Source organism: Luteimonas sp. YGD11-2, assembly GCF_004118975.1.
Classification (GTDB): domain Bacteria; phylum Pseudomonadota; class Gammaproteobacteria; order Xanthomonadales; family Xanthomonadaceae; genus Luteimonas; species Luteimonas muca.
Genome location: NZ_CP035376.1, coordinates 2,846,528 through 2,873,154, shown reverse-complemented (window position 1 = coordinate 2,873,154; position 26,627 = coordinate 2,846,528). Strand labels below are relative to the sequence as shown.

Annotated in this window: 19 protein-coding genes and 1 pseudogene; 7 read left to right on the top strand and 13 right to left on the bottom strand. The window is 70.5% G+C overall.

Annotation, left to right across the window (positions count from 1 at the left end; genetic code table 11):
• Positions 1-68: 68 nt before the first annotated feature.
• The 3 genes and pseudogenes from atpD to ERL55_RS15210 all read left to right on the top strand — a co-directional run.
• Positions 69-1,475, top strand: a complete 1,407-nt coding sequence (gene atpD, locus ERL55_RS13290) for a F0F1 ATP synthase subunit beta (RefSeq protein WP_129136843.1) — start codon at positions 69-71, stop codon at positions 1,473-1,475.
• Between the two features lie 29 nt (positions 1,476-1,504).
• On the top strand, positions 1,505-1,930 hold the full coding sequence (locus ERL55_RS13285) for a F0F1 ATP synthase subunit epsilon (protein WP_129136842.1): 426 nt from the start codon (positions 1,505-1,507) through the stop codon (positions 1,928-1,930).
• Between the two features lie 353 nt (positions 1,931-2,283).
• A pseudogene (locus ERL55_RS15210) lies at positions 2,284-3,399 on the top strand (P1 family peptidase); the annotation flags it as partial.
• Between the two features lie 69 nt (positions 3,400-3,468).
• Here ERL55_RS15210 and ERL55_RS13275 read toward each other — a convergent pair.
• Entirely contained in the window at positions 3,469-3,780 is a 312-nt protein-coding gene (locus ERL55_RS13275; protein ID WP_241685898.1) for a GtrA family protein, read from the bottom strand.
• Between the two features lie 172 nt (positions 3,781-3,952).
• Here ERL55_RS13275 and glmU point away from each other — a divergent pair, with 172 nt between their 5' ends.
• Complete coding sequence (gene glmU / locus ERL55_RS13270; protein WP_129136841.1) at positions 3,953-5,323, top strand: bifunctional UDP-N-acetylglucosamine diphosphorylase/glucosamine-1-phosphate N-acetyltransferase GlmU; 1,371 nt, start codon at positions 3,953-3,955, stop codon at positions 5,321-5,323.
• A gap of 185 nt (positions 5,324-5,508) precedes the next feature.
• On the opposite strand, the gene ERL55_RS13265 is transcribed toward glmU, so the two are convergent.
• The 9 genes from ERL55_RS13265 to ERL55_RS13225 form a co-directional block, all read right to left on the bottom strand.
• The gene (locus ERL55_RS13265) at positions 5,509-6,816 is read right to left on the bottom strand and encodes a HAMP domain-containing sensor histidine kinase (RefSeq protein ID WP_129136840.1); all 1,308 of its coding nucleotides are present in this window, start codon (positions 6,814-6,816) and stop codon (positions 5,509-5,511) included.
• A complete protein-coding gene (locus tag ERL55_RS13260) occupies positions 6,816-8,150 on the bottom strand; it encodes a sigma-54 dependent transcriptional regulator (protein WP_129136839.1) in 1,335 nt (444 codons plus the stop codon). Before ERL55_RS13260 ends, ERL55_RS13265 begins: the two co-directional genes overlap by 1 nt.
• Positions 8,151-8,208: 58 nt before the next feature.
• Positions 8,209-9,450, bottom strand: a complete 1,242-nt coding sequence (locus tag ERL55_RS13255; RefSeq protein WP_129136838.1) for an FtsX-like permease family protein — start codon at positions 9,448-9,450, stop codon at positions 8,209-8,211.
• A gap of 7 nt (positions 9,451-9,457) precedes the next feature.
• A complete protein-coding gene (locus tag ERL55_RS13250; RefSeq protein WP_129136837.1) occupies positions 9,458-10,798 on the bottom strand; it encodes an ABC transporter permease in 1,341 nt (446 codons plus the stop codon).
• Entirely contained in the window at positions 10,798-12,027 is a 1,230-nt protein-coding gene (locus ERL55_RS13245; RefSeq protein ID WP_129136836.1) for an FtsX-like permease family protein, read from the bottom strand. Before ERL55_RS13245 ends, ERL55_RS13250 begins: the two co-directional genes overlap by 1 nt.
• A 27-nt stretch (positions 12,028-12,054) precedes the next feature.
• Complete coding sequence (locus ERL55_RS13240) at positions 12,055-13,362, bottom strand: ABC transporter permease (protein ID WP_129136835.1); 1,308 nt, start codon at positions 13,360-13,362, stop codon at positions 12,055-12,057.
• An 84-nt stretch (positions 13,363-13,446) separates the two neighbouring features.
• On the bottom strand, positions 13,447-14,163 hold the full coding sequence (locus tag ERL55_RS13235) for an ABC transporter ATP-binding protein (protein WP_129136834.1): 717 nt from the start codon (positions 14,161-14,163) through the stop codon (positions 13,447-13,449).
• Positions 14,164-14,193: 30 nt separating this feature from the next.
• Positions 14,194-14,421 carry a hypothetical protein gene (locus ERL55_RS13230; protein WP_129136833.1) on the bottom strand — a complete coding sequence of 76 codons (228 nt, stop codon included), beginning with the start codon at positions 14,419-14,421 and terminating at the stop codon, positions 14,194-14,196.
• Between the two features lies 1 nt (position 14,422).
• Complete coding sequence (locus ERL55_RS13225; RefSeq protein WP_129136832.1) at positions 14,423-15,712, bottom strand: efflux RND transporter periplasmic adaptor subunit; 1,290 nt, start codon at positions 15,710-15,712, stop codon at positions 14,423-14,425.
• A gap of 336 nt (positions 15,713-16,048) precedes the next feature.
• Here ERL55_RS13225 and ERL55_RS13220 point away from each other — a divergent pair, with 336 nt between their 5' ends.
• The gene (locus ERL55_RS13220) at positions 16,049-18,913 is read left to right on the top strand and encodes a TonB-dependent receptor (protein ID WP_129136831.1); all 2,865 of its coding nucleotides are present in this window, start codon (positions 16,049-16,051) and stop codon (positions 18,911-18,913) included.
• A 940-nt stretch (positions 18,914-19,853) separates the two neighbouring features.
• A complete protein-coding gene (locus ERL55_RS13215) occupies positions 19,854-21,440 on the top strand; it encodes a sulfotransferase (RefSeq protein ID WP_129136830.1) in 1,587 nt (528 codons plus the stop codon).
• A gap of 10 nt (positions 21,441-21,450) precedes the next feature.
• On the opposite strand, the gene ERL55_RS13210 is transcribed toward ERL55_RS13215, so the two are convergent.
• Together ERL55_RS13210 and ERL55_RS13205 are read right to left on the bottom strand one after the other, a co-directional pair.
• Complete coding sequence (locus ERL55_RS13210) at positions 21,451-23,298, bottom strand: putative 2OG-Fe(II) oxygenase (RefSeq protein ID WP_129136829.1); 1,848 nt, start codon at positions 23,296-23,298, stop codon at positions 21,451-21,453.
• Positions 23,299-23,300: 2 nt separating this feature from the next.
• A complete protein-coding gene (locus ERL55_RS13205; RefSeq protein ID WP_129136828.1) occupies positions 23,301-23,777 on the bottom strand; it encodes a hypothetical protein in 477 nt (158 codons plus the stop codon).
• 72 nt (positions 23,778-23,849) lie between these two features.
• Between ERL55_RS13205 and ERL55_RS13200 the strand changes: the two genes are divergently transcribed.
• Positions 23,850-25,376, top strand: a complete 1,527-nt coding sequence (locus ERL55_RS13200; RefSeq protein WP_129136827.1) for a sulfotransferase — start codon at positions 23,850-23,852, stop codon at positions 25,374-25,376.
• On the opposite strand, the gene ERL55_RS13195 is transcribed toward ERL55_RS13200, so the two are convergent.
• Positions 25,352-26,623, bottom strand: a complete 1,272-nt coding sequence (locus ERL55_RS13195) for an aspartyl/asparaginyl beta-hydroxylase domain-containing protein (RefSeq protein WP_129136826.1) — start codon at positions 26,621-26,623, stop codon at positions 25,352-25,354. The two genes, ERL55_RS13200 and ERL55_RS13195, sit on opposite strands and share 25 nt — an antisense overlap.
• Positions 26,624-26,627: the final 4 nt, after the last annotated feature.

The window sequence follows — 26,627 nt, the reverse complement described above, 5'->3', positions numbered from 1 at the left end:
GCGGGCTTCCGAAAGAAACACACCAGCGACCCGGGTCGCGGAAAAATCTAGAGTCCGAGGAAATCAAAATGAGTCAGGGCAAGATCGTTCAGATCATCGGCGCCGTCGTCGACGTGGAGTTCCCGCGCAACGAAGTGCCGAAGGTGTACGACGCGCTGAAGGTCGACGGCACCGAGATCACGCTGGAAGTGCAGCAGCAGCTCGGCGACGGCATCGTGCGCGCCATCGCGCTCGGCTCGACCGATGGCCTCAAGCGCAACCTGGTCGCCACCAACACCGGGACCGCGATCTCGGTGCCGGTCGGCGCCGGCACGCTCGGCCGCATCATGGACGTGCTGGGCCGCCCGATCGACGAGGCCGGCCCGGTCGACGCCACCGCGCACTGGGAAATCCACCGCGCCGCGCCGTCCTACGAGGACCAGTCCTCGTCCACCGAGCTGCTCGAGACCGGCATCAAGGTCATCGACCTGATGTGTCCGTTCGCCAAGGGCGGCAAGGTCGGCCTGTTCGGCGGCGCCGGCGTGGGCAAGACCGTCAACATGATGGAACTCATCAACAACATCGCCAAGGCGCACTCGGGCCTGTCGGTGTTCGCCGGCGTGGGCGAGCGTACCCGCGAGGGCAACGATTTCTACCACGAGATGAAGGACTCCAACGTCCTCGACAAGGTGGCGATGGTCTACGGCCAGATGAACGAGCCGCCGGGCAACCGCCTGCGTGTCGCGCTGACCGGCCTGACCATGGCCGAGTACTTCCGCGAGGAGAAGGACGAGAGCGGCAAGGGCAAGGACGTGCTGCTGTTCGTCGACAACATCTACCGCTACACCCTGGCCGGTACCGAAGTGTCGGCGCTGCTGGGCCGCATGCCGTCGGCGGTGGGTTACCAGCCCACGCTCGCCGAGGAAATGGGCGTGCTGCAGGAGCGCATCACCTCGACCAAGTCGGGTTCTATCACCTCGATCCAGGCCGTGTACGTGCCCGCGGACGACCTGACCGACCCGTCGCCGGCGACCACCTTCGCCCACCTCGACGCCACCGTCGTGCTGAGCCGCAACATCGCCTCGCTGGGCATCTACCCGGCGGTCGATCCGCTCGACTCGACCTCGCGCCAGCTGGACCCGAACGTGATCGGCACCGAGCACTACGACACCGCGCGCCGCGTGCAGTCGACGCTGCAGAAGTACAAGGAACTCAAGGACATCATCGCGATCCTGGGCATGGACGAGCTGTCGGAAGAGGACAAGCAGGCCGTGTCGCGCGCGCGCAAGATCGAGCGCTTCTTCTCGCAGCCGTTCCACGTGGCCGAAGTCTTCACCGGCTCGCCGGGCAAGTACGTGCCGCTGAAGGAAACCATCCGCGGCTTCAAGGGCATCGTCGACGGCGAGTACGACCACCTGCCCGAGCAGGCGTTCTACATGGTCGGCAGCATCGACGAGGCCGTCGAGAAGGCCCGCAAGATGACCGAGAAGGCCTGATCCACGCGTCCTTTGAAGAGTAACTGTCCATGACCACCACCATCCGTTGCGACATCGTCAGCGCCGAGGCGGAGATCTTCCACGGCGAGGCCACGCTGATCGTGGCGACCGGCGAGATGGGCGAGCTCGGCATCGCGCCGCGCCATGCGCCGCTGATCACCCGTCTCAAGCCTGGCAAGGTCGTGATCACCCAGGCCAACGGCGAGAAGCTCGACTTCGCGATCTCCGGCGGCCTGCTCGAAGTGCAGCCGCAGGTGGTGACGATCCTCGCCGACACCGCGATCCGCGCCGACGAGATCGACGAGGCCTCGGTGCGCAAGGCCAAGGAAGAAGCCGAGCGCGTGCTGGCCGGCCGCGGCGAGGCGATGGAAATCGCCGAGGCGCAGCAGAAGATGGCCGAGGTGGCCGCGCAGCTGCAGGCGCTGGAGCGCCTGCGCAAGAACCTCAAGCACTGAGTGCACACGCTGCAGGCGTCCCGGCCTGCACGTCCAGGAAAGCCGCCTCCGGGCGGCTTTCCTCGTTTCGGCCCGCCCCTCCCGAGGCCGAGGCTGCGGATGATCTCCGGTGGTTCGATGACGGCTCCATTCGGCCCGCGCCCGCGGGATGGGGGTGGCCCTGGCCGGGAATGCTCTTCGATGCTTCGACGCCGGTGCGGGAAAGCGTTGCGCGTGCCTGCACGGGTTGCCATCGAGGGAAGGGCGCTGGCGCAGGATCGGCACCCGAGCACTGCCTGTGCGCCGGGCGCGTCGCCCTTGCCGACGCGGGCCCACAAGCCTAGGGTCATGGCTGTTCTCCGGGAGAGCACCACATGCCAAACGATTCCGTGCGGGCCGCGCTGCTGTTGGCACTGCTGGCAGCGACGGTGGCAATACCGTGGACGGCAGCCGCCAGGGACGGGACCTCGCAGCGGCCGCGCGCGCGTGACGCCGGCATCGTCATCGGCAACCTGCCCACCGGGCCGCGCAATGCCATCGTCGATGTCGCCGGCGTTGCTGTCGGCCACGCCACCGTGGTCGAAGGCGACGGGGTGCGCACCGGCGTGACCGCGGTCCTTCCGCATGCCGGCAACCTCTACGCCGAGCGGGTGCCCGCTGCGATCCACGTCGCCAACGGCTATGGAAAGCTGCTGGGCATCAGCCAGGTACGCGAGCTTGGCGAACTGGAAACGCCGATCCTGCTGACCGGCACCCTCGGCGTCTGGACCGCCGCCGATGCACTGGTCGACTGGCAGCTGGCGCGGCCGGGCATGGAGGCGGTGCGCTCGCTCAACCCGGTGGTCGGCGAGACCAACGACGGCTTCCTCAACGACATCCGCGCACGTCCGCTGCAGGCGGCTCATGTACGTGCGGCGCTGGCGGGCGCATCGACCAGCAACGTCGACGAAGGGGCGATCGGCGCCGGGACCGGCACGGTCGCGTTCGGCTGGAAGGGCGGCATCGGCACCAGCTCGCGCGTGGTCGCCGATGCACGTGGCGAACACGTCGTCGGCGTGCTGGTGCAGAGCAACTACGGCGGCACGCTGACGATTGCCGGGGTGCCGGTGGGGCCACGCCTGCCGGATCCGGCGCAGTGGCGACCCGGGAGTGACGCCCGGACCGGGGCGGATGCACCTCCCACCGATGGCGACGGCAGCATCATGATCGTGGTCGCGACCGACGCACCGCTCGACGCCCGCCAGCTCGAGCGGCTGGCACGCCGCGCGATCGTCGGCCTGGCGCGCACGGGTGCCTCGATGTCCAACGGTTCGGGCGACTACGTCATCGCGTTCTCCACCGCCCCGACGATGCGCCGCATCCGCGGCCAGCCGGTGGCGGGCGCCGCCACGCTCGACAACGAGGCGATGACGCCATTGTTCGTGGCCGTCGCCGATGCGACCGGGGAAGCGATCCTCAACTCGATGTTCCGTGCCGACGGCATGCGCGGCCACCGTGGCGAGGTGCCCGCATTGCCGCTTGAACGTGTGCTGCCGATGCTGCGCGGCGCAGGTGCTACGTCAGCGCTTGTAGATCCAGCTGCGCGAGATCACGAAGCCGACCACGCCCAGCGCGATCTCCACCAGCGGCTTGGCCAGCCACGCCCACTTGAGGCCGAGGTAGTCGTCGATATGGCCGATCGCCCAGGTGCTGACCACGGTGGTCGCGATCCACATCACCAGGAAGCGTTGCAGCTGCACGCGGCCCACCGCGGTGTCCTCGCAGGCGAAGGTGAAACGTCCGTTCATCCAGAAGCCGCACAGCGCGCCGCAGATGCGCCCGACCACGTTGGCCTGGCGTACCGGCAATCCGGCGTGGCTGAGCGCGACCATCACCGCCCAGTCCAGCACCCACTGCAGGCCGCCGATCATCAGGTAACTGCGCGACTGGCGGACGATGCTCAACGCGAGGACCGGCGGTCTGTGGGCGTGCCGGAGCGGCACGGCGCGAATGCTACCAGCCGCGCCCGTTAGAATTCCGCGATTCCTCCGCACAGGCGATTCCATGACCGCTCCCCTCCACGTCGTCATCCTTGCCGCGGGCGAGGGCAAGCGCATGCGCTCGGCGCTGCCCAAGGTGCTGCAGAAGGTCGCCGGGCGGCCGATGCTCACGCATGTGATCTCGACCGCGCGCGAGCTTGCGCCGGCAGCGATCCACGTCGTCTACGGCCACGGTGGCGACCAGGTGCGCGCGGCACTCGGCGACCAGACCGACCTGCTGTGGGCCGAGCAGCGGGAGCGGCTGGGCACGGGGCATGCCGTGCAGCAGGCATTGGGCGAGGTGCCGGATGGCGCCGAGGTGGTGGTGCTGTATGGCGACGTGCCGCTGATCACCGCGGCGACGCTGCAGCGGCTGCTCACCGGCGAGCGCGGCTCGCGGCTGGCGGTGCTGGTGGCCGAACTCGACGACCCGCGCGGCTACGGCCGCGTGGTGCGCGATTCCGAGGGCCATGTCGCGGCAATCGTCGAACACAAGGATGCCGACGAGGAACAGCGCCGCATCCGCCTGGTCAACACCGGCATCGTTGCCGCCGAAGCCACCGCGCTCAAGCGCTGGCTGGGCGCACTGTCCAACGACAACGCGCAGGGCGAGTACTACCTCACCGACATCTTCGCGATGGCGGCCGACGAGTTCGCGCCCGCCGACATCGTGATGGTCGACGATCCGGTGGAAGCCGAGGGCGCCAACGACCCCTGGCAGCTCGCGCAGCTCGAGCGCGCGTTCCAGCAGCGCGCGGTGCGTGCGCTGTGCGCGCAGGGCGCGCGCTTCGCCGATCCCGCACGCGTGGACGTCCGCGGCGAGGTGGTGCTCGGCACCGATGTCGAGTTCGATGTCGACGTGATCCTGGAAGGGCGCGTCGAGCTGGGTGATGGCGTGCGCATCGGCCCGTTCTGCCGGTTGAAGGACGTGACGCTCTGCGGCGGCACCGAGGTGCGTGCGCACTGCGACCTCGATGGCGTGCGCGCGGAAGGTTCGGTCACCATCGGCCCGTTCGCGCGGCTGCGGCCCGGTACCGTGCTTGCCGACGGCGCGCACATCGGCAACTTCGTCGAAACCAAGAACACCACGATCGGCGTGGCGAGCAAGGCCAACCACCTCACCTATCTCGGCGATGCCGACGTGGGCGCGTCGGTGAACATCGGTGCCGGCACGATCACCTGCAACTACGACGGCGTGAACAAGCACCGCACGGTGATCGGCGACGGCGCGTTCATCGGCTCCAACGCATCTCTGGTGGCGCCGCTGACCATCGGCGCAGGCGCGACCACGGCCGCGGGTTCGGCGATCACCGCCGACGTACCGGACGACAGGCTCGCGGTCGCGCGCGCGCGGCAGACGGTGATCGAAGGCTGGGTGCGGCCGAAGAAGAAGTAGGGGCTGGAAACCTGGAAGAAGCGTTGCAAACCCTTCTCCCGCGCGGGAGATGGTGCCCCGCCAGGGGGCGGATGAGGGGGTTGGCTGCGGCGTTTCCCCTCACCCCACCACCTGCGTTGCAGGTGGTCCCCCCCTCTCCCGCAGGCGGGAGAGGGACGTCGGTGGCGGCCGTGGGCCGCGGTTCTCTATTGGGGGATGGTGAGGCTGACGGCGAGGCCGCCGCCGTCGCGGTTCTGCAACGCGATGCGGCCGCCATGCGCTTCGCAGATCTCGCGCGCCAGCGCGAGGCCCAGGCCGGTGCCGTTGCGCTTGGTCGAGTAGAACGGCAGCAGCGCGTTCGCCAGCACCGCATCGTTCATGCCGCTGCCGCGGTCGAGCACTTCGATGCGCCAGGCATCGGGCAGCCGGCGCAGCGCCAGCCGCACGTCCTGCGCCGATGAGCCCGATTCGTGTGCGTTGCGCAGCAGGTTGATCAGGCATTGCTCCATCTGCGCGGTATCGAAGCGTGCATTGCCGTCGCGGGTGCCGTCGAAGCCGAAGGCCACCTGGTCGCGCAGGCGCTCGATGAAGCGCTCCCACTCCACCGTTTCCAGCCGTGGTGCGGGCAGCTTGGCGAAGCGCGCATAGTCGCGGATGAAACCCTCGAGGTGGCGTGCGCGTTCCTCGATGGTGGCCAGCGCCGCCGGCAGCCGTTCGGCCTGGCCGCGGCGCAGCAGTTCGGCACCGGAGTGCGCGAGCGAGGCGATCGGCGCCAGCGAGTTGTTGAGCTCGTGGCTGATCACCCGGATCACCTTCTTCCAGGTCTGCACCTCCTGCCGGCGCAGTTCGGCCGTGAGCAGGCGCAGCAGCACCAGTTCGTGGCGGCGGCCGTTGAGGCGGAACACGCGCCGCGACAGGTGGTAGATGTCCTCCTGGTCCTCGCCGTCGCCGACGCTGAACATGCCGTCGCCGCCGCGCGCGAGCGCCTCGCGCAGCGCGGCCGGCGCGGCCTCGATGACGGCATCGAAATCCTGGCCCTCCAGGCGCCTGCCGCCACCCAGCAGCTTGCGCGCGGCCAGGTTGCCGAGCACCACGCGGCGCACCGGGTCGAGCAGCACCATCGCCACCGGCGTGTTCTGCACGATGGTGTCGAGCAGCAGTTCGCGCTGCACGAGGGTGTTGCGCTGCTCGCGCAGCACGTCGCCGAGGCGGTTGTGGGCATCGACCAGCTCGGCCAGCTCGCCGCGGCCGTCCCAGCGGATGCCGAAGCTGTAGTCGCCATCGCGATAGGCGGTGACCGCGCCGGCCAGCGCGCGGAACAGCGCACGCACGGGGTCGAGCAGGCGCCGCACCTGCCAGACCAGCAGCGGCAGCAGCAGCGCGGCCGCGGCCAGCACCGCGGCCCACGGCAGCAGCCAGCGGGTCAGCCAGCTGCCCAGCAACGCGCACGCGATGGCGAACAGCGCCGCCAGCGCGGTCAGGCGGACGCTTATCGGCAGCCGCGGAAGCAGCATCAGTCCGGGCGCAGGCCGAGCTTGTCCATGCGCCGGTACAGCGCCTGCCGCGACAGCCCGAGTTCGGCGGCGGCCTGCGCAAGCACGCCGCCGGCACGCTCGATCGCCGCCTCGATCTGCGCGCGATCCGGGTCCATGGCCGCAGCCACGGCAGGTGCGGCATCGGGCAGCCCCAGCGCGGCGGCGCCGATATCGTCCCCGGCCGACAGCAGCGCGGCACGTTGCACCACGTTGCGCAGCTCGCGGACGTTGCCCGGCCAGCGGTGGCGCAGCAGCACCTGCTCGGCATCGCGGCGCAGGCGCCTGCCGGCCGGCAGGAAGTGCCGGGCCAGCGGCAGGATGTCGTCCGGTCGCTCGGCCAGCGGCGGCAGCGCCAGCTCGATCGCGTTGAGGCGGTAGTAGAGGTCTTCGCGGAACCGGCCCGAGGCGATCAGCGCCGGCAGGTCGGCGTTGGTGGCGCTGACCACGCGCACCCGCACCTGGCGCTCGCGGTTGGAGCCGAGGCGCTCGAAACGGCCGGTTTCCAGCACCCGCAGCAGCTTCATCTGCCCGGCCAGCGGCAGGTTGCCGATCTCGTCGAGGAACAGCGTGCCGCGGTCGGCGGCCTCGAACTTGCCTTCGCGCGCGCGGTTGGCGCCGGTGTAGGCACCGGCGTCGGCACCGAACAGCTCCGCCTCGATCAGTTCCGCCGGCAGCGCGCCACAGTTGAGCGCCACGAACGGGCCATCGCGCACCGCCGAGTTGGCGTGGATGATCTGCGCGATCTTCTCCTTGCCCACGCCGTTGGGCCCGGTCACCAGCACCGGCAGCTCCGAACGCGCCACCTGCACCGCGAGCGCCAGCACGCGTTCGGTGCTGGCATCGGCCCACACCACGCCGCACAGATCGTGGCCCTGTTCGAGCGCGTGGCGCTCGCGCTGCTCGCGTGCACGCCGTCGCCCCAGCTCGCGGCGGCTGGCCGACAGCTCCAGCAGGTTGCCGACGGTGGTCACCAGCTTGTGGTCGTCCCACGGCTTGGCCACGTAGTCGGCGGCGCCGGCCTTGATCAGTTCGACCGCGGATTCCAGGTGTGTCCATGCCGTCAGCAGCACCACCGGCAGCTGCGGATGTCGTGCATGGATCTGCGCGAACAGCGCGGTGCCCTCGTCACCGGAGGTGGTGTCGGCGCGGAAGTTCATGTCCTGGATCACCAGGTCGATCTCGCCGCTCTCCAGTGCCGCCAGCCCGGCCTCGGGGGACTCGGCATGCACGGTGCGGATGTCGTGCAGCGAGAACAGCACGTCCAGCGCGATGGCCACGGCCGGGTTGTCGTCGATGATCAGGACGGTGGACATCGCAGGGGCCGGCGGTGAACGGTGATCGAAGCTTATCGGCATGGGCACACGCGTGCGCTCAGGCGCTGCGGGTGGCGATCGCAGGCGGCACCCGCGCCGCACGGCGCGCAGGGCCGGAGGCCGCGTACAGGCCGAGCAGCCACAGCAGCAGCGCGGCCAGCGGCAGGTAGGCCAGTGGCAGGCGCGCCATCGCATGCGCCTGCATCAGCCACTGGTTGATCGCATAGGCAGCCACCAGGCCCGGTACCAGGCCCATGCCGACCACGACGGCGTTCTCGGCGAGGCAGTGGCCGATGATGTCGCGTCGGCTGGCGTCGAGTGCGCGGCGGATGCCGATCAGCCGCAGCCGCGTTTCCACCCAGTACGCCGAGAGCCCGCCGATGCCGATGCCGGTCACCGCCAGGATCACCGCGATCACCGTGCCGAACAGCCAGGCCGCGGCGCGCCGGGAGCGGAACGCGGCATCGCGCAGCGCCTCGTAACTGTCGACCCGCACCGGCACGCCGGCCAGCATCAGCGCGCCGTACTCGTTCTCGAGCATCGCGGGGAGTGCGTCTGCCACCGCATCCCGACGCTGCGGATCCACCCGCACCGCGTAGTTGAGCACCGGCACCGACACGATCTGCGCCGGCAGCAGGATCGAGTACTGCGCACGGCCGTCGTCGAGCTCGTCGAGCTGGTAGCGCAGCAGGCGGCGGACCACGCCCACCACCACCAGGTGACGCCCGCCGTCGGTCTGTTCCAGCCGTCCGCCCAGTGCATCGCCATCGGGAAACCACAACCGCGCCAGCGCTTCGGTCAGGATCACCGGGGTGCCCGCGGGGATGTCGACGCCGCCGGAGGCGAGGTCGACGCGGAAGCCTTCGCCCGGCTCGAAGTCGCGGCCCTGCACGAGGTCCAAGCCGAGCGCCTCGCGCAGGCCTTCGCCGGCAAAGCCGCTCGCGACCACGCTCTCGCCACCGGGCCCGCGCAGCGACAGGGTGAAGGTCATCGACTGCTTCATCGGCAGCCCGAGCGCGGGCGCTGCCGCCTCCACGCCGGGAATGCCATCGATCAGCGCGGTGACCGCATCGATCTGCGCCGCCGTCCAGCTGCCCCGTCGCGCGACCATCTGGTCGACCAGCAGCAGGCGGTCGCGGGCGATGCCGTCGTCGGCCAGCAGCGGCATGACCTGCCGCTGCAGCAGGAACACCGCATTGGCGAGGATCGCCACCGCGACCGCCACCTGGACGGCGACCAGCCAGGGCATCAACGGGCGCCGGCGCAGGGCCGACACGATCGGGCGCAGGGGCAGGCGCATGCTCACCTCAGGGACTCTTGATCTGCAGGACGGGTTCGATGCGTGCCGCACGCAGTGCCGGCACCAGACCCACCAGCAGGCCGGTGCCGATGGCCAGCGCCAGCAGCAGCGCGAACAACCGCGGTTCGAAGCGCGCGAGGTCGGTATAGCCATGGTCCTGCAGGCGGATCACCCACAGCCCGAACAGCGTCAGCGGCCAGGCCAGCAGACCGCCCAGGGTGCCGGCCGCGAGTGCCTCGACCAGGCACTGCACCAGCACCGAACGGCGTGGCGCGCCCAGCACGCGGCGCACGCCCAGCTCGCTGCCGCGGCGCAGGAAGCGCGCCGCCAGCAATCCCGCGACATTGACCATGCACAGTGCCAGCAGGCCCACCGCGAGCCAGAGGTACAGGAGCACGCTGTCGGGCACCACGCGGTTGGCGGCAAGCCACGCCGGCACGCTGTCGAGGCGGCTGGCCGCCGGGCGCTCGAACACGCCGGCGGTGTGGCGCGAGCGCGCATAGCCGGCCAGCGCATCGGCGTAGGCCGCGCGGGCGGATTCGTCCGGCAGCTCCGCCCACAACGCCAGCCAGCGGCAGGCGCCTAGGTCGATCGAATCGAAGCCGAAACCGCCGACGCCGCGGCCATCGCAGTCGCGCGTGGCCATTGGCGCGACACCGGCATCCAGCGCCGCATGCAGCGGCAGGAACAGCGACTCCGAACGTTCGCTCCACACCGCCTGCCCGGCCTGCAGAAAATGGAAACGTGGCCGCGGCGCCCATGCGCCGGCCACCCCGATCACCCGGAACAGCGTGCTGCCGATGCGCAGGTCGCGGCCGACGGCGTCGATGTCGCCAAACAGTGCGCGCGCGGTGGCGTCGCCGATCACCGCCACCGGCACGCGGTCCTGCTCCTCGGCCGCGGTCCAGTAGCGGCCGCGCAGCAGCGGCACCCCGAACATCGACGGCATCGGGCCCAGCGCCAGCACCGCCACGGTGGTGTCGCTGCGGTCGCCATCGCCGGGCTGCACGGTGACCGGTGTCGATACCAGCGCGGTCTGCCGCACCGCCGGCTGCAGGTCCATCAATGCCTGCGCGTCGGCGAGCTTCCACAGAAACGGTGGCGCATCGGCATCGGGTTCGGCCGCCGACGCACTGGTGGGCGCGGCGCGCGAGTCCACCCAGGCCAGGTGCAGGCGTTCGCTGATGCCCGGCAGCGGATCGGCCGACAGCATTGCCAGCAGCGTCAACATGCTCATCACCGCGGCCAGCCCGAGGCCGAGCAGGATCACGGTGAGGAGCATGGTGCGCGGGTGGCGAAGCAGGCCGCGCAGGCCGAGCTCCACCGCGTAACGGGCGGCGCTGGCCATCAGGCGCCGCGCGTCGCGACGGCCGGCGGCACCAGTGCCGCGCGCCGCGCCGGCCCGTAGACCGCGACCTGTCCAAGCAGCCAAAGCACCACGGCGCCGATCGGCAGGTAGAACAGCGGCAGCCGCGGCAGCTCGTAGCGCTGCATCAGCAGCTGGTTGAGCGCGTAGGCCAGCAGCATGCCGATGACGATGCCGATGGTGGCCAGCAGGAAGTTCTCGGTCTGGAAGTAACGCAGGATCTGCCCGCGGGTGGCGCCGAGCGCACGGCGGATGCCGATCTGGCGGCTGCGCTGCTGCACCCAGAAACTGGCCAGCCCGACGATGCCCAGCGCGGTCACCACCAGCAGCGCGACGATCACCGCCACCAGCATCCACGCCATCGCGCGGTCCTGGCGGTAGTAGCGGTCGCGCATGCTTTCCAGCGTGCGCGCCTGTTCGGCATCGACGATGCGCGTGGGGCCCTGTGCGATCAGCGCCTCGCGCGCCTGCTCCAGCACCGCGTCGCGCTGTGCGGGATCGTTCACGCGCACGAGATAGCTGCCGCTCGAATAGGGCACCCGGCCCGGCAGGAGCACCGACTCGCCGTAACTCGCGGCCGAACCGGAATCGTTCGGCTTCACCAGGCGTTCGACGATGCCGATGACCCGGCTGGGCTCCTCGCCCCAGATGTAGAGCGGCTTGCCGAGCGCGTCGCCTGCCGGGAACAGCCGCTCCGCGGTGGCCCGGGTGAGGATCACCGCCGGGAAGTGCACCGCGCCTTCGGCGCGCATGCGGCCGAAGTCACCGACCTCGTCGCGGGTGAAGTTGCGCCCGGCCACGAGCTCGAGGCCCATCGTGTCGATGAAGTGCTCGTCGCCGATGTAGTTCGACGCGTTCATGGTTTCGCCGCGCTGGTCGGGGGTCGTGCGCACGCTGCTGTTCCAGTTCGAGTTGCCGAACGGCACCTGCACGCTGATGGTGGCGTTGGCCACGCCGGGCACCGCGCGCAGTGCGGCGAGATCGGTCTGCGTCACCGCATCGGCACTGGTGTCGGTCGTCAGGCCGCGCGCCTGAAGGGTGACCACGTGCTGCTCGTCGACGCCGGTGGGGCGGTCGATGCGCTCGAGCCGCCCGGCGATCAGGAACAGCGCGTTGCACACGATCGCGCACGACAGCGCGATCTCGAACACGATCAGCGCGGCGGCGGTCTTGTGCCGCGACAGGGTGGAGAGGATCGGACGGAGTTCCATGGCGGAGGTCTCTTCGCGTGCGGAGCGTTACTGGGATTTGAGCTGGATGGCAGGCGTGACCTGCATCGCGCGCCACGCCGGCAGCACGCCGGCCAGCAGGCTCGCGAACAGCGCCGTCGCAAAGGTCACCAGCAGCATGGTCGGGTCCATGCGTGCCAGTTCGGCGTATTCGGCCGGTTGCCGGCGCACGGCCCACAGGCCCAGCAGCGCCAGCGCCAGGCCCAGCGCGCCGCCGGCCAGCCCCACCGTGCCGGCCTCCACCAGGCACTGCATGAAGATCGAGCGGCGGCTGGCGCCGAGCGCGCGGCGCACGCCGATCTCGCCACCGCGGCGCATGAACTTGGCCAGCAGCAGGCCGACGGTGTTGAGCAGGCACACGGCGAGGAACCCGAAGGCCAGCCACACCTGCAGGCGCACGTCGGACGGCACCACCTCGCGTTCGGCCAGCCACGCCATGACCGGCGTCAGCGCGTTGTTGTCCGGCCGCTCGAAGCGGCCCGCCTGGCGCTGCTGCGCGCTGTAGTTGTCCAGGTAGGCGCGGTACGTGGCGGCCTTGGCGGGGGTGCCGAGTTCCACCCAGTACTGCACCCAGGTGCACGGGGCATCGGGGCCGGTGGAGCCTTCCTCGCCGGTGGGCTCGGCCCAGCAGTTCATGCTGCCCTGCACGGGCAGGCGCAGGTCGCGCGCGGTGGAGAACGGCAGGTACACGTCCTCGGCTTCGGTGAACTCGCCGGAGATCACGTCGTAGAAGCGCGGGGCGGGCCGCCAGTCGTCGAGCACCCCGACCACGCGGAAGTCGGTGCGCCCCAGGCGCAGGCTGCGACCGGTGGGGTCGGTGTCGCCGAACAGGCGCTCGGCCATCGCCCCCGAGATCACCGCAACGCGCGCGCGCGCCTCGTCGTCGCCGCGCTGCCAGCCGCTGCCATGCCGGAACGGGGTGTCGAACATCGCAAAGAAGTCCGCCGAGGTGTAGCGCGCCTGCAGCACGAACGGGGTCAGGCCTTCGGCGTCGGGCTCCACCGCCACCGAGCCCGCGGACATCAGCGCCTGGCGGTCGCCACGTGCCTCGCGCAGCAGCGCCTCGGCATCGAAGCGGGTCATCTGCTCGGCGGGTTCGTTGCCGGGGGTGAAGCCGTCCAGCGTGCCCGGATCCATGCGCACGTAGAACAGCTGGTCGCTCTTGTGCGGGATGGGATCGCCCGACAGCACGCGGAACACGGTCAGCGTGGTCACGCTGGCGCCGATCCCCAGTGCGATCGCCAGCACCATCAGCGCGGTCAGCGCGCGGTTGCGGCGGAAGCTGCGCAGCGCGAGGTTGAAGTAGTAGCCGAACATGGCGGTGGTTCCGTGATCGGTCGCAGCGCGGGAAGGGCGCCGCGTCCTGGTGGATGGATCCGTGCGTTCGCAGTCGTCCGCGCGTTACACGGCGCCGGCGACGGCGGGCTCGCGGCGCACCAGCCCGGGCTCGCTGACGAGGTCGGTGGCCATGCCATCGACGATGTGCACGTTGCGCTGCGCGCGCGCGGCCAGCTCCGGGTCGTGGGTGACCATCACGATGGTGGTGCCCTGCTGGTGGATGTCCTCCAGCAGTTCCATCACGCTGCGCGCCATCTGCGAGTCGAGGTTGCCGGTCGGTTCGTCGGCCAGCAGCAGGCGCGGGCTGCCGGCCAGCGCGCGGGCGATCGCCACGCGCTGCTGCTGGCCGCCGGAGAGTTCGGCCGGGTAGTGCTTCATCCGCGAGCCCAGCCCGACCATGCCCAGCGCATCCTCGATCCGCAGCCGGCGTTCGGACGCCGGCATGCCGCGGTAGCGCAGCGGCACGTCGACGTTGTCGAACAGGTTGAGGTCGGGGATCAGGTTGAAGCCCTGGAAGATGAAGCCGATCTTCTCGTTGCGCAGGCGCGAGCGTGCGTTGTCGTTGAGCCCTTTCACGTCGACGCCGTCGAGGTGGTACTCGCCGCCGGTGAAGCTCTCCAGCAGGCCGGCGATGTTGAGGAACGTAGTCTTGCCCGAGCCCGAGGGCCCGGTAACCGCGACGAACTCGCCTTCGCGCACATGCAGGTCGAGCGCGCGCAGGGCATGGGTTTCGACGAGCTCGGTGCGGTAGACCTTGGAGACGGCTTGCATGTGCAGCATGGGAACACTCCGGAAAGGGCGGGCGGCCGGTCAGCCGTGGATGCGGAAGTCGGTGGACGCCAGCGGTGCCGGCGCGTAGCGGCGCGTGGCCTGGCGCAGGGTGCGCGGGTGGTGCGCGGTGCCATCGAGTCCTGCCAGCAGGTCGAGCCGGTGCAGGCGCTGCGGCACCGCATCGGCCAGCTGGTGCGGATTCCAGTGCACGACGAAGGGGAAGCAGGCGTTCGTGGACTGCGGCAGGGCGGGGGCAGGTGCGTTCATGTCACTCTCCGGAAAGGCGGATGCGTTCGGCGTTGTCGAACAGTTCGCTGCCGGCGACGACCACGCGTTCGCCGGGTTCCAGGCCGGAGACGATCTCGACCGCGGACAGGCTGCTGGCGCCGGCCTGGATCGGGCGCCGCACCGCGGCACCGCCCTGCACGACATAGGCATGGCGGCCACCGAGCTGGTCGAGGAAGGGGCCACGCTCGACCATCACCACGTCGGGGCGGGTATCGAGCACGATGCGCGCGGTCAGGCGCTGGTTCTGGCGCAGGCCCGGCGGCTGCGCGTCGCTGAAGCGCACCCGCGCCGAGACCTCGCCATTCACCACCTCGGGCGAGACCGCCGATACGGCCGCGGCATACACCTCGCTGCCGGAGCGGATCTCGGCCGGGATGCCGATGGCCAGGTCGCGGGCGAAGCTTTCCGGCACCCGGACCTCCACCTCGAACACCGACAGGTCGACCACGCCCAGCACCGGCGCGTTGGCGGCGACATTGGTGTGCTGCGCGACCTGCACCTGGCCGACCTGGCCGTCGAACGGCGCGCGCAGCGTCAGCGCCTCCACCTGCCGGCGCGCCTCGTCCACCACCGCACGCTGGCGATCGGCCAGCAGTTGCCGGTTGCGCGCATCCAGGCCCGCGCCCTGGCCCTGCAGGCCGGCGTCCTCGCGCGCGGAGGCGAGGCCGATGTCGGTCTTCTTCAGGGTGTCCTCGGCCTTGGCCAGTTCGACCTGGGCGACCACCCCGGCATCGAACGCGCGCTGGTAGCGCTGCAGGTCGCGCTCGGCGGCGGTGCGGTCGATCTGCGCCTGGTCCAGCAGCTTGCGTGCTTCGGCGCGGGCGATGCGTGCGTCCAGCGTCGCGCGGTCGGCTTCGGCCTGCAGGCTGGCCAGCGTGGATTCCTCCTGCACCAGCCGGCTGCGCAGCTCGGGGCTGTCGATCTCGGCCAGCACCTGGCCGGCCTCGACGCGGTCGCCGGCGACGACCTTCAGCGTGACCGTGCCTCCGGCGATCGCGTAGAGGGTGGGGCTGTTGGCGGCGATCACGCGCCCCTCGGCTGTGAGGTCGCGCACCAGGTCGCCGCGGGTGACCTCGGCAATGCGCAGGCGCGAGGCGTCGTACGACCGCGCCCCATCGCCCCAGGACGCCACCACCCAGCCGGCGACCGCCAGCACCGCGATGCCGGCCACGCCCGGCCACAGCCAGCGGCGGAGCAGCGGCGCATGCCCGCCGGCCGGTCGGGGGGCGTCCTGGGCGGAGGTGTCACGGATGGGGGTGGGGCGGGACATGGTCTGGCCGGAACGGTGGATGCCCATCGGCAAGCATGGCCCGTGCCAACTTCTAACCAGCTGAATTCAAACGAATTATTCGCGCAATAAGGGTGTCCGCAGCCCATTCGCGGACGTCCGCAGACGTCCGCAGACGTCCGCTGCCAGCGCCCGATCACACCGGGCGGAGGGGATCGCCCCGGAGTGCGAATCCGGGGTTAAACATATGTTTATTTCAGGTTCAAGTCCGCTTAGTATCGGTTCACTTTGCCGATTCAGGCGGTTCGCCGGCTGGCGTGGCACAGGGGGAAGTCGCAACAGCAGTCGCAGCAGGTCCTTATCACTTTGGAGAGAGAGATGAGTTTGAAGACCCACAAGCTGCGCGACGCGATCGTCTTCGCGCTCGCGGCAGGCGCAGTGAGCATTGCAGGCAGTGGCACCGCCTTCGCCCAGGCCCAGGGGGCCTCGCAGGATCCCACGCCCACCGCCACCACCCTCGACGGCATCACCGTCACCGGTACCCGCATCCGCAGCCAGACCATGACGGCCTCGAGCCCGGTCGCGGAAATCTCGCGCGAGGAGTTCCAGTATTCCGGCGCGACGACCGTCGAGGACCTGGTCAACCAGTACCCGCAGCTCGCGCTGGACTTCGACAACTTCCTCAACAACGGCTCCACCGGCTACGCCACCGTCGACCTGCGCGGCATGGGGCCAAACCGCACGCTGGCGCTGGTCAACGGCCGCCGCATCCCCAAGGGCCTGCTCGAGACCGCCGACATCAGCATCGTCCCGGCGCGGCTGCTGCAGCGCGTCGACGTGCTCACCGGTGGCGCTTCGGCGGTGTACGGCTCCGACGCCATCGCCGGCGTGGTGAACTTCATCCTCGACGACGAGTTCGAGGGCGTCAGCGTCAACGTCGGCTATTCCGGCTACCAGCACGACAACGACAACCGCTACATCCAGGGCCTGATGGACGAGGCCGGGTTCGACTATCCGACCGGTGGCTCCGGCCTGGACGGCACCACCCGCAACGTCGACTTCGCCATCGGTGGTGCGTTCGGCGATGGCGGCCACGCGATGGCCTGGGCCACCTGGCGCAAGGGCAATGCCCTGCTGCAGGGCCAGCGCGACTACTCGGCCTGTGCGCTCAACGGTGCCGGCACCGCCTGCGGCGGCTCGCCGACCGCCGATCCGGCAAACTTCTACATCGTGGCACCGGGTTCGGGCCTGTACACCTATGTCGCGCCGTCGGCATCGGGCTGGTTCCTGCCCGATGGCCCCAATGTCTACAACTACGCGCCGGTCAACTACTACCAGCGCCCGGATACGCGCTTCACCGCCGGCAGCAGCGTCAAGTACGAGGTCAACGAATACTTCCAGCCCTACCTGGAGACGATGTTCGTCAACCGTCGCAGCGGCACGCAGATCGCGCCGTCGGGCGCGTTCTTCACCGACATCACCGTCAACTGCGACACCGACGTGATCGGCTCGATGTGTGCCGACGTCGGCATCGTCGATGACGAGTTCACCGTCTACGTGGCCAAGCGCAACGTCGAGGGCGGCCCGCGCATCACCGACAACGAGTCCACCAACTACAGCATCGTCGCCGGTGCCACCGGTGCGCTGTTCAATTCCGGCTGGACCTGGGATGCGTCGCTGCAGTACGCGCGCACCTCGGTCAAGGAAGAGAACCGCAACGACTTCATCACCACGCGCGTGCGTGATGCGCTGCTGGGCTGCCCGACCGGCGCCTTCGACGGCTGCGTGCCGTACGAGGTCTGGTCCGACAGCGTGACCCCGGAGCAGGCCCAGGCGCTGCAGGGCGTGGGCATCGTCAACTACACGACCGACATGAAGGTGTTCAACGCCTACGCCACCGGTGACCTCGGCTTCGGCATTCCGGGCGCGGACAACCCGGTGAGCGCGGTGATCGGCTACGAGAAGCGCGACGAGCGCTTCCGTCGCGTGGCCGATGCCAACATGCAGACCGGCAACTTCACCGGCCTCGGTGGCCCGACCACCAACCTCACCGGCGGTTACGACGTCGACGAGGTGTTCGCGGAAGCCAACGTGCCGCTGCTGTCGGACCGCGGCGGCTTCAACAGCGTCGACCTGCAGCTGGGTTACCGCTACACCGACTACAGTACCTCGGGCAACGTCAACACCTGGAAGGTGGGCCTGGGTGCCGGCTTCATGGACAACCAGTACCGCTTCCGCGCCGGCTTCAACCGCGCCATCCGCGGCGCCAACGTCGGCGAGTTGTTCGCCGACCAGCAGATCGCGCTGTGGGTGGGCGACGACCCGTGCGCGGGCCCCGATCCCGAGTTCAGTGTCGAGCAGTGCGTGCGCACCGGCATCACCCCGGCGCAGTACGGCAACGTGGCCGCCAACCCGGCGGGGCAGAACAACCAGTTCATCGGCGGCAACCCCAGCCTGGATCCGGAAATCGCCAACACCTGGACCGTCGGCTTCGCGGCCAGTCCGATCGAGAACCTCGAGCTCAGCGTCGACTACTACGACATCGAACTCGAGAACGTCATCGGCACGATCGGCGCACGCACCATCATCAACCTCTGCGCCAACGGCCAGGACGCGATGTGCGACCTGATCCGCCGCAACGCCGCCACCGGTGACCTGTTCCGCGGCAGCGACCCGAACAGCTCGGGCCTGGTGATCAACACCAACGGCAACTTCGGCAGCCGCAAGTACCGCGGTATCGACCTCACCGGCTCGTACAACTTCCAGGCCGGCCCCGGCCGGGTCACCACGTCGTTCGTCGGCAGCCACATCCTCGAACGTTCGTTCCAGCCGGTGCCGGGCGACAGCTCCGCGGACTACGCCTGCGACGGCCTGATCAACGCGATCTGCGCAACGCCGGAGTGGCGCCACATCGCCAACGTCCGCTATGCGCTGGACCGTTTCACCATCGGCCTGCGCTGGCGTTACATCGGCGAAATGGATTACCGCGACACCGACGGCACCGACCTGACCGGCGACTACTTCCTGAGCGGCCCGGGCAAGCTGAAGGCGTTCAACTACTTCGACCTGTCGGGTTCGCTGCAGGTCGGTGACAACATCACCTGGACGCTGGGCGTGAACAACATCGCCGACAAGGAGCCGCCGATGATCGGTGGCAACCTGGCGCCGACCAACGCCAACTCGCTGGGTGGCTACGACCAGGCGGGCCGTTACCTGTTCACCAGCCTCGCGTTCGATTTCTGAGGCCTGGCAGCAACGCGTGCGATCAGAACGGCGGGCTTCGGCCCGCCGTTTTTTTCTGGTTCTTCTCTGGATTGAGGGGTTCCATCCGAGCGCGGAAACCTCGTGCCCGGACTGCGAAGCTCGGAAGTCAGGTACGAGCCAGATCCGGAGCCAGAGCAGCGCCAGCGCTGGAGCCAGAGCTGGAGCCGGAGCACGGGCCGGGTGGGGGCGCGGGCGGCCCGCCGCGTCCACAGGGGGATGCCCAGCCGGATATCTCCGCGTCCTGCTCCCACATCCGGCCGCCGGCCATCCATGGCCGGCTCTGGACATCCCCCTGCGTCCACGGCGGGCCCGGAACCGTCGTCGGCTCGGGAAGATCCAACGGCGAAGAACGTCGGACCGTCGTGGCGGTCGACGACTTCCTGCCGCCATCGTTGTTCACGTGCCGATCCTGAGAAGCGAAGGACGGGAGACCGCTGAGCGCACGAGCGTGGCCCGGTTGCAGGAGACGCCGGCAGCAACCGCTGTTGCTCTCCGTGCCGGAGCCGGCGAATGCAGGAGGCCCGTCGCGTGCACCGGGGGGTGTGCTCCCAGCCGGCCATGGATGGCCGGCGGCCGGCCGTGGTAACTGGACGCGGACTCCGGCCGGGGGAGCACGCCCCCCGGTGCGCGCGACGGGCGGCGCGGCTCAGAACGAAGAGGCACCAGCTCTCGGCACCCGGCACCTGGCACCTGGCACTCGACACTCGGCCCTCCGGCTTTGCGCCACCACCACCGCGTGGCGAAGAGCGAGGACAACGCCCGGCGTGCGCTGCGATGAGCAATGCGTCGCGCCGGAGGCACGCCAGCCGTGAGACATCGCCCCGATTCGGAAGGAGAAGCTTTTCGGGCTCACTGCGCATGCGTGGCGGGCGCCAGCAGCTAGACTCGATGCACGCCAACCCCGGGGGAGACGGGTTCGATGACAGTGATGGAGCGCGCACGTACGCGGACGGAGCAAGGGTACGAACTGCTGCGCCAGGGACGCATCGAGGATGCCGGGGACCTTGCCCGGGAGTTGCTGGCAGCGTTCCCCGATGACGTGCATGCCCTGGTCTTCGCCGGCGAGGTCGCGGTGGCACGTGGTGCCTTCGACGACGCGGTCGACCCGATGCTGCGCGCGATCGTCGCCAGCGGTGGCGACGATGCACTGCGCATCAAGCTGGCCGGGCTCTACCTGCATCTGCGCCGCCGCAACGACGCGCGTGCGCTCGCGCTCGAAGCGGCTGCGTCCGCGCAGGCGCGCGGCGATGGCCGCAGCCTGTGGCAGGCGGCAAGCATCATCACCAACTGCAACCGCCCCGGCGAGGCGATCGCCCATTACCGGCAGGCACTGACGCTGCTGGGTGCGCAGCCGGGCCTGCTGTACGACCTTGCGGTCGCGCAGTTCTTCACCGGTGGATTCGAGGAGGCCGAAGAGCAGCTCGACCGCATGCTGGCCCTGGTACCACAGGCCGGGCATGCGCTGTACCTGCGCAGCACGCTGCGGCGGCAGACACCTGCGCGCAACCACGTCGACGCGCTGCGCACACGCATTGCCGCGGGTCTCGGCCGCCCGGAATGGGCGGCCGCGGCGTGGTATGCGCTGGCCAAGGAGCTGGAGGACCTGGGCGAGCACGACGACGCCTTCGACGCGCTGGAGACCGGCGCGCGCCTGCAGCGACAGACACTGCAGTACGACATCCAGTCCGAAGGCGATGCACAGGCCGCGATCCGCGCCGCCTACACCGCCGAAGTCGTGCAGGCCCCGGTGGTGGAATTCAGCGAACCCGGGCCGATCTTCATCGTCGGCATGCCACGCACCGGTACCACGCTGGTCGAGCGCATCCTCGTGCAGGGCGGCCAGGTGAAGTCGGCCGGCGAGCCGCTCGATCTCGGCCAGCTGATCGCCGCGCATACGCGTCGCGCGCACGCGCTGCATCCCGACCTGTCGGCAGCGGACGCATCGCTGCGGATCGACTTCCAGGCGCTTGGACGCGAGTACATGCGCGGCGTCGCCGAAGCCGCCGACGCACCGCGTTTCATCGACAAGTTGCCGGTGAACTACATGTACTGCGGGGTGATCCGCAGGGCGCTGCCCAATGCACGCATCATCCACCTCGAGCGTGACCCGCTCGACAGCTGCTACGCGGTCTACAAGACGCTGTTCTTCAACGCCTACCACTGCTCCTACGATCTCGACGAGCTGGCGCGCTACTACCTCGCGTACCGGCAGACGATGGCGCACTGGCAGGCGGTGATGCCCGGCACGATTCTCGACGTGCGCTACGAGGACGTGGTGGCCGATCCGGATGGCCAGGCCCGGCGCGTGCTCGAGTGGTGCGGCCTGCCCTGGGATCCGGATGCCGCCTACGGCACCGCACCGGCCGCCGCCGCGTTCACCACGGCCAGCGCGGCGCAGGTGCGCGAACCGGTGCATGCGCGCTCGGTGGGCAGCTCGCGCCGGCACCTGCATCGTCTCGGGCCACTGGTCGATCGCCTGGCCAGTGCCGGCATCGTCGTGGACTGAGTGCCCCGCCTCAGCCCGCGGGCTGCATGTCGAAGGCGATGGTGACCCGTGGCTGCGGGTCGGCGAACGGCAGCGTGCCGTGCCAGAGATAGGAGGGAAACAGCGCGAGCCGGCCCGGCCGCGGCTGGACCAGCCGGCGCGGCGGCTGGTCGAGCCGCAGGCTCTCCAGCGGCTGGCCGAGCTGCAGCCAGCCGGCGTGGCTGCCCTCCGCGGCGTCGCGCACCGAATCGGGCAGCGCCACGTAGAACGCCGAGCTCAGCCAGCCCTCGTCGTGGACGTGGCTGGCGTGGTGCCCGGCGGCACGCAGGCGCACCGACCACGAACCGACGAAACGCACGCTGCGGCGCAGGCGCGACAGGAACGGGTGGGTGGCGTCGTGCGGCAGGCCCGCGAGCCAGCGTTCGACGGCGCCCCGCAACGCCTGCTCCGCCGCGGCGATCACCGGATCATCGCGACCGAACAGGCGGCCGGGGGTCTGGGTACCGCCACGCACGCTCTGTGCCCGCGGCGCCCGCGAGGCCAGGTGCAGCGCGGCCAGCCGGGCATCGAGCGCCTGCAGGAACGTGGCCAGATCCTCGTAGCCGGACGGGGTGTCGATCTCCACCACGCCGACCAGGTGCTCGTAGCCGAACAGCCAGTCCTCGCGCGGATCACCGGCCAGCCGCCAGGCGGTGCCGAGCAGGCTCCAGGCCTCCTGGTTGCGTGGATCGCAGCGCACCGCCCGCTCGGCGCAGGCACGCGCCAGCGCCGGGTCGCCGCTGCGGAAGGCGTGGCGTGCGTGCGCGTTGAGGAAACCGGCATGGCGGTCGCCCAGCCGGCGGGCGACGCGTGCATACAGCGCACCGGCTTCGTCCAGGCGGTCGAGGCGGTCGAGGACATCCGCCACCAGCCACTCCAGCGCCGGCTCGTCGCAACCGGCACGCAGCGCTTGCAGCCAGTCCAGCGCGTCTGCCGCGCGGCCCGCCTCCAGCAGCGCACGCGCATAGGCAAGCTGCAGCGGCAGATGGCCGCGGCGCGTGCGCGCGGCCTCGCGAAAGGCGGCGAACGGGTCCTCGCCGGGCGCCAGCGCATCGCCGTGCTCCCACAGCAGGTGGCCAAGCGATTCCTGTGCGGCGACGAAGTCGGGAGCAGCCGCGACCAGGTCGCGCGCGGCTGCAAGTGCCTGCGCAGGCTCGCCGCGGTCCTGCAGCAGGCCGAGCAACGCGTTGCGCACCTCGGGTGTGTCATGACCCAGCGCCTGCGCCCGGCGCAGGCATCCGGTGGCCGCGTCGAGGCGACCCAGCATGCGCAGCACCGCGCCACGATTGACCCACGCCGGTGCATAGCCGGGTGCCAGGGCAATCGCCCGCTGCAGGGCGTCATCGGCGGCATCGAGCTCGCCCTCGGCCTGCAGCGCGCTGGCCAGCCCATGCCAGGCCTGCGCCAGTCCCGGCTGCAGGTCGACCGCCTGCGCGAACGCCGCGCGCGCTGCCACGCCATCGCCGAGCTGCAGGTGGATGGCGCCCGCCTGCAACCGGGTCTGCGCAGTGACCGGGGCCGAATCCAGCACCTGCAGGGCATCGCGCAGCCTGCCGCTGCCGCGCAGCCAGGAGGCGAAGTTCAGTGCGACGACGTCGCTGTGCGGTGCCAGCACCCGTGCGCGTGCGAACGCCGCGTGCGCACCCGCGGCATCACCCTGGTCGGCCAGGCACATCGCCAGCAGCTGCTGCGCGTCGGCGGCGTCCGGCGCCTCGGCTGCAAGCGTGCGCGCGATCCGGCAGGCACCGGCGCCATCGCGGCGTTGCAACAGTGCCTGGGCCTGGAGGAAACGCTGCGCCTGCGTGCGGGTGAGCGCGCGCGTTGCCACCGGCGCCGTCATGGTCAGCGCACGCGCCGTGCGCGGAGGCTGACGCCGCCCGGCGTGCGCAGCATGTGGCTGCCGAGTGCGCCCTTGCGGATGGTCACCAGATCACCCGCGGCCAGCGGGCCCGCGACACCGCCTTCCACCGACCAGCGCTGGCCGTTGGCGAGCAGAACCGTGCGACGGCCACCCGCGTGTTCGACAGCGGTCACGCGCGCCTCGATCGCATCCGGATCGCCATCCCCCGCGGACGCGCCCGGACCGCGCAACGGCGTGGCGGCGCGCGGTAGGCCGAAGGCATCGACCGCGCGCGCGGCGGCGGCTTCGCGCACTGCGGGTGGCGGCGGGAAGGCGCGGTCGTAGCAGGCCAGCCGTTGCGTGGGATCCACGGTGGCCGCACACGGATGGCCGCCATCGGCCGTGCCCTGGGCGGAGACCGCGACTGGCCAGGCGCATGCGAACAGCAACGGCAACAGGCGGACGGGACGACTGGGCATTGCGCGGTCTCCGGCGTGGTCGATGTGGCGCTGGCATAGAGTATGCGTCGGCGCGGCAGGCGCGGAGCGCACATGCGGGAAGGGGACGACGTGGCGGCGCTGCGCCGGCATGCACACGAACGACTGGCCGCGCGCGACTGGCCGGCCGCGGTCGAGGCATGTCGTCGCCTGCTGGAGCGACGGCCGGCGGACGCCGATGGCTGGTTCAACCTCGGCTATGCGCTGCGGCATGCCGGCGTGTTCGAGGCGGCCATCGACGCCTACGAGCAGGCGCTGCGGCATGGCGTTGCGGACCCCGCGATGGTCCACGTCAACCGTGCCGCGATCCTTGCCGACCACCTGCGCCGCGACGATGCCGCCGAGGCCGAACTGCAGCGTGCGCTCGGGCTGTCGCCAGCGCATCCGCACGCGCTGCTCAACCTCGGCAACCTGCACGAGGAGCGCGGCCGGCGCGACGACGCGGTCACCAGCTACCGGCAATTGCTGGCACGCGGCGCCGGCGACCCCATGGCGGCCGAGGCGCTGGCACGGCTGGCCTCGCTGCAGCCGCCGAGCCATGCGGAGGATCCGCTGTTCGGGCAGCTGCGGCGCATGGCCGATGACCCGCGTGTGCCGGCCGCGACCCGCGCCAACCTGTGCTTCGCCCGCGGCAGGGCTCACGATGCGCTCGGCGACGCCACTGCCGCATTCGCCGCCTTCGCTGCCGGCAAGGCGCTCGCGCACGCCGGCCACCGCGGCTACGACCCGGGTGCAGCGCAAGCGCGTACGCGCCAGCTGATCGATGCGTTTCCACAGCCTGCGCTGGCACGTCCGCAGCGCCTGCAGCCGGCGCCCGTGTTCATCTGCGGAATGTTCCGCTCCGGCTCGACCCTGCTCGAACAGGTGCTTGCCGCGCATCCCGACATCGCCGCGGCGGGCGAGCTGGACCTGCTGCCGCGGATGGCCGCCACCGTGCTGTCGCCGTTCCCGGCGGCCGTCGCCGGACTCGACGACCGGGGTCGGGACGCTTTGGCCGCGGAGTACCACCGTGCGCTGATGGCGCGGCTGCCGCCGCAGGCCGCGGCCTGCAGGATGGTGACCGACAAGCGACCGGACAACGTGCTGTTGATCGGCCTGGTCAAGCAGCTGTTCCCGCAGGCGAAAATCATCCACACGGTGCGCGATCCGCGCGACATCGCGCTGTCGGTGCTGATGCAGCACCTCAACCCGCGTGCCTTTCCATGGGCGGCGGACCTGCAGGCGATCGGCCACCACTTCCTCGAGCAGCAGCGGCTGGTCGCGCACTGGCGCGCGCTGTATCCGGGCGACGTGCTGGAGTTCGACTACGACGCCTTCGTCGCCGCGCCGGAGCGCGCGTTGCGCACGCTGCTGGAGCAGCTGGACCTGGCCTGGCATGCCGACTGCCTGCGGTTCCATCGCCTGGACAACACGGTCAAGACCGCGAGCGCCTGGCAGGTCCGCAAACCGCTGTATGCCGATGCGTCGGGACGCTGGCGCCGCTACCACGAGCAGTTGCAGCCGCTGGAAGCGATGCTGTGCGCGGCGGGCATGGAGCTGCCGGACGCGGCCGACGGTCAGGTGTCGCCGGCGCTGCGGTAATCGCGCATCGCCCGCGCGAGCGTCTCCACCATCGCCCGTTCCTCCAGCGACAGCAGCGGATTCCAGACATCGAAGATCAGCACCACGCGCAGGGCGTCGCTGTCGTTGCGGGCTTCGTGCTCGATGGTGTCGTCGAACACGAACACCCGTCCGGGCTCCCAGCCGCGGCGGTCGTAGCCGACACGGAAGCTGCAGTCCGGCGGCACCACCAGCGGCAGGTGGGCGACCAGCCGCGCATTGGTTTCGCCGGTATGCGGCGGGATGTGGGTGTGCGGCGCGAGCGCGGAGAACATCGCGTTCGGGCACAGGCCGGCGATCGAGACCGCGTCCACCGCGGCCAGCGCCGCGGCCGTGGCCGGGCAGCGCGCGATGTTCTCCGCGACCGGTTCGCCGTGCGCCCACAGGTGGAAGGAGCTCCAGTCGCGCGAGTGGTTGAGGGCCTGCCACTGGTTGACCGGCTGGTCGGCGCGGAATGCGATATAGGGCTGGAAGCCGTCCAGCTGGCCGGCCACCAGTGCCTCGAGTTCGCCACGGATGGCGTCGGTGCTGGCTTCCAGTGCCGGGATCCATGGAAACAGGTCGCGGTCGTAGAACGGCTGCGCCGGCAGCCTGGGGACATGCAGCTGGTTGCATTCCGAGGGATAGGGCCGCGTCCGCCCGGCGAGGATGGAGACCGCCTCGTCCCAGCGCCCGCCGGCCGCCGGGGCCACCGCCTGGCGCGGGGCGGCGACCGCGTGGGCCAGGAAGGCTTCGAGCTCCGCGGTGTCGCGGGCGACCATGTCACGGGCGTGGGCAAGGCGGCGGCGCAATGCAGGTGGCCACTGCGGCTCGGATGGTGCGACTTTCAGCGCGTCGCGAAACACGCCCGCTGCTGCACGGGCGCGGCGCTCACGTTCGAGGAATTCCGCCTTGGCCAGCAATGCCGGCAGGAAATACGCGTCCAGCGCCAGTGCGGCGTGGATGGCCGCCCACTCCTGCGCGGTGTCGCCGAGATCGCGGTGCACGACGGCCAGGGTCAGCGCCAGCATCGGATCGCCGGGCGCGGCCGCGCGGGCGGCCTCCAGGAGCTCCACGGCGCCAGCCGCGTCGCCACGCTGGTGCGCATGCACGCCGAGGCTGAAAAGCGCCTGCACATTGCCGGGGTCGAGCGCGCGCACCTGCGACCACAGTCGTTCGGCGTCGTGCCAGCGACGGGCATTCGCCGCGCTGCCGGCGGCGGCGATCAGGGCTTGCAGTTGTTCGCTCACAGGG

Coding starts and splice junctions, on each gene's coding strand:
- glmU (WP_129136841.1), top strand. CDS start 3,953: ATGACCGCTCCCCTCCACGTCGTCATCCTTGCCGCGGGCGAGGGCAAG.
- ERL55_RS13265 (WP_129136840.1), bottom strand. CDS start 6,816: ATGCTGCTTCCGCGGCTGCCGATAAGCGTCCGCCTGACCGCGCTGGCG.
- ERL55_RS13205 (WP_129136828.1), bottom strand. CDS start 23,777: ATGCCCAGTCGTCCCGTCCGCCTGTTGCCGTTGCTGTTCGCATGCGCC.
- ERL55_RS13230 (WP_129136833.1), bottom strand. CDS start 14,421: ATGAACGCACCTGCCCCCGCCCTGCCGCAGTCCACGAACGCCTGCTTC.
- ERL55_RS13275 (WP_241685898.1), bottom strand. CDS start 3,780: ATGGTCGCGCTCAGCCACGCCGGATTGCCGGTACGCCAGGCCAACGTG.
- ERL55_RS13255 (WP_129136838.1), bottom strand. CDS start 9,450: ATGCGCCTGCCCCTGCGCCCGATCGTGTCGGCCCTGCGCCGGCGCCCG.
- ERL55_RS13240 (WP_129136835.1), bottom strand. CDS start 13,362: ATGTTCGGCTACTACTTCAACCTCGCGCTGCGCAGCTTCCGCCGCAAC.
- ERL55_RS13210 (WP_129136829.1), bottom strand. CDS start 23,298: ATGACGGCGCCGGTGGCAACGCGCGCGCTCACCCGCACGCAGGCGCAG.
- ERL55_RS13215 (WP_129136830.1), top strand. CDS start 19,854: ATGACAGTGATGGAGCGCGCACGTACGCGGACGGAGCAAGGGTACGAA.
- ERL55_RS13285 (WP_129136842.1), top strand. CDS start 1,505: ATGACCACCACCATCCGTTGCGACATCGTCAGCGCCGAGGCGGAGATC.
- ERL55_RS13260 (WP_129136839.1), bottom strand. CDS start 8,150: ATGTCCACCGTCCTGATCATCGACGACAACCCGGCCGTGGCCATCGCG.
- ERL55_RS13200 (WP_129136827.1), top strand. CDS start 23,850: ATGCGGGAAGGGGACGACGTGGCGGCGCTGCGCCGGCATGCACACGAA.
- ERL55_RS13235 (WP_129136834.1), bottom strand. CDS start 14,163: ATGCTGCACATGCAAGCCGTCTCCAAGGTCTACCGCACCGAGCTCGTC.
- ERL55_RS13225 (WP_129136832.1), bottom strand. CDS start 15,712: ATGTCCCGCCCCACCCCCATCCGTGACACCTCCGCCCAGGACGCCCCC.
- ERL55_RS13220 (WP_129136831.1), top strand. CDS start 16,049: ATGAGTTTGAAGACCCACAAGCTGCGCGACGCGATCGTCTTCGCGCTC.
- ERL55_RS13245 (WP_129136836.1), bottom strand. CDS start 12,027: ATGGAACTCCGTCCGATCCTCTCCACCCTGTCGCGGCACAAGACCGCC.
- ERL55_RS13250 (WP_129136837.1), bottom strand. CDS start 10,798: ATGGCCAGCGCCGCCCGTTACGCGGTGGAGCTCGGCCTGCGCGGCCTG.
- atpD (WP_129136843.1), top strand. CDS start 69: ATGAGTCAGGGCAAGATCGTTCAGATCATCGGCGCCGTCGTCGACGTG.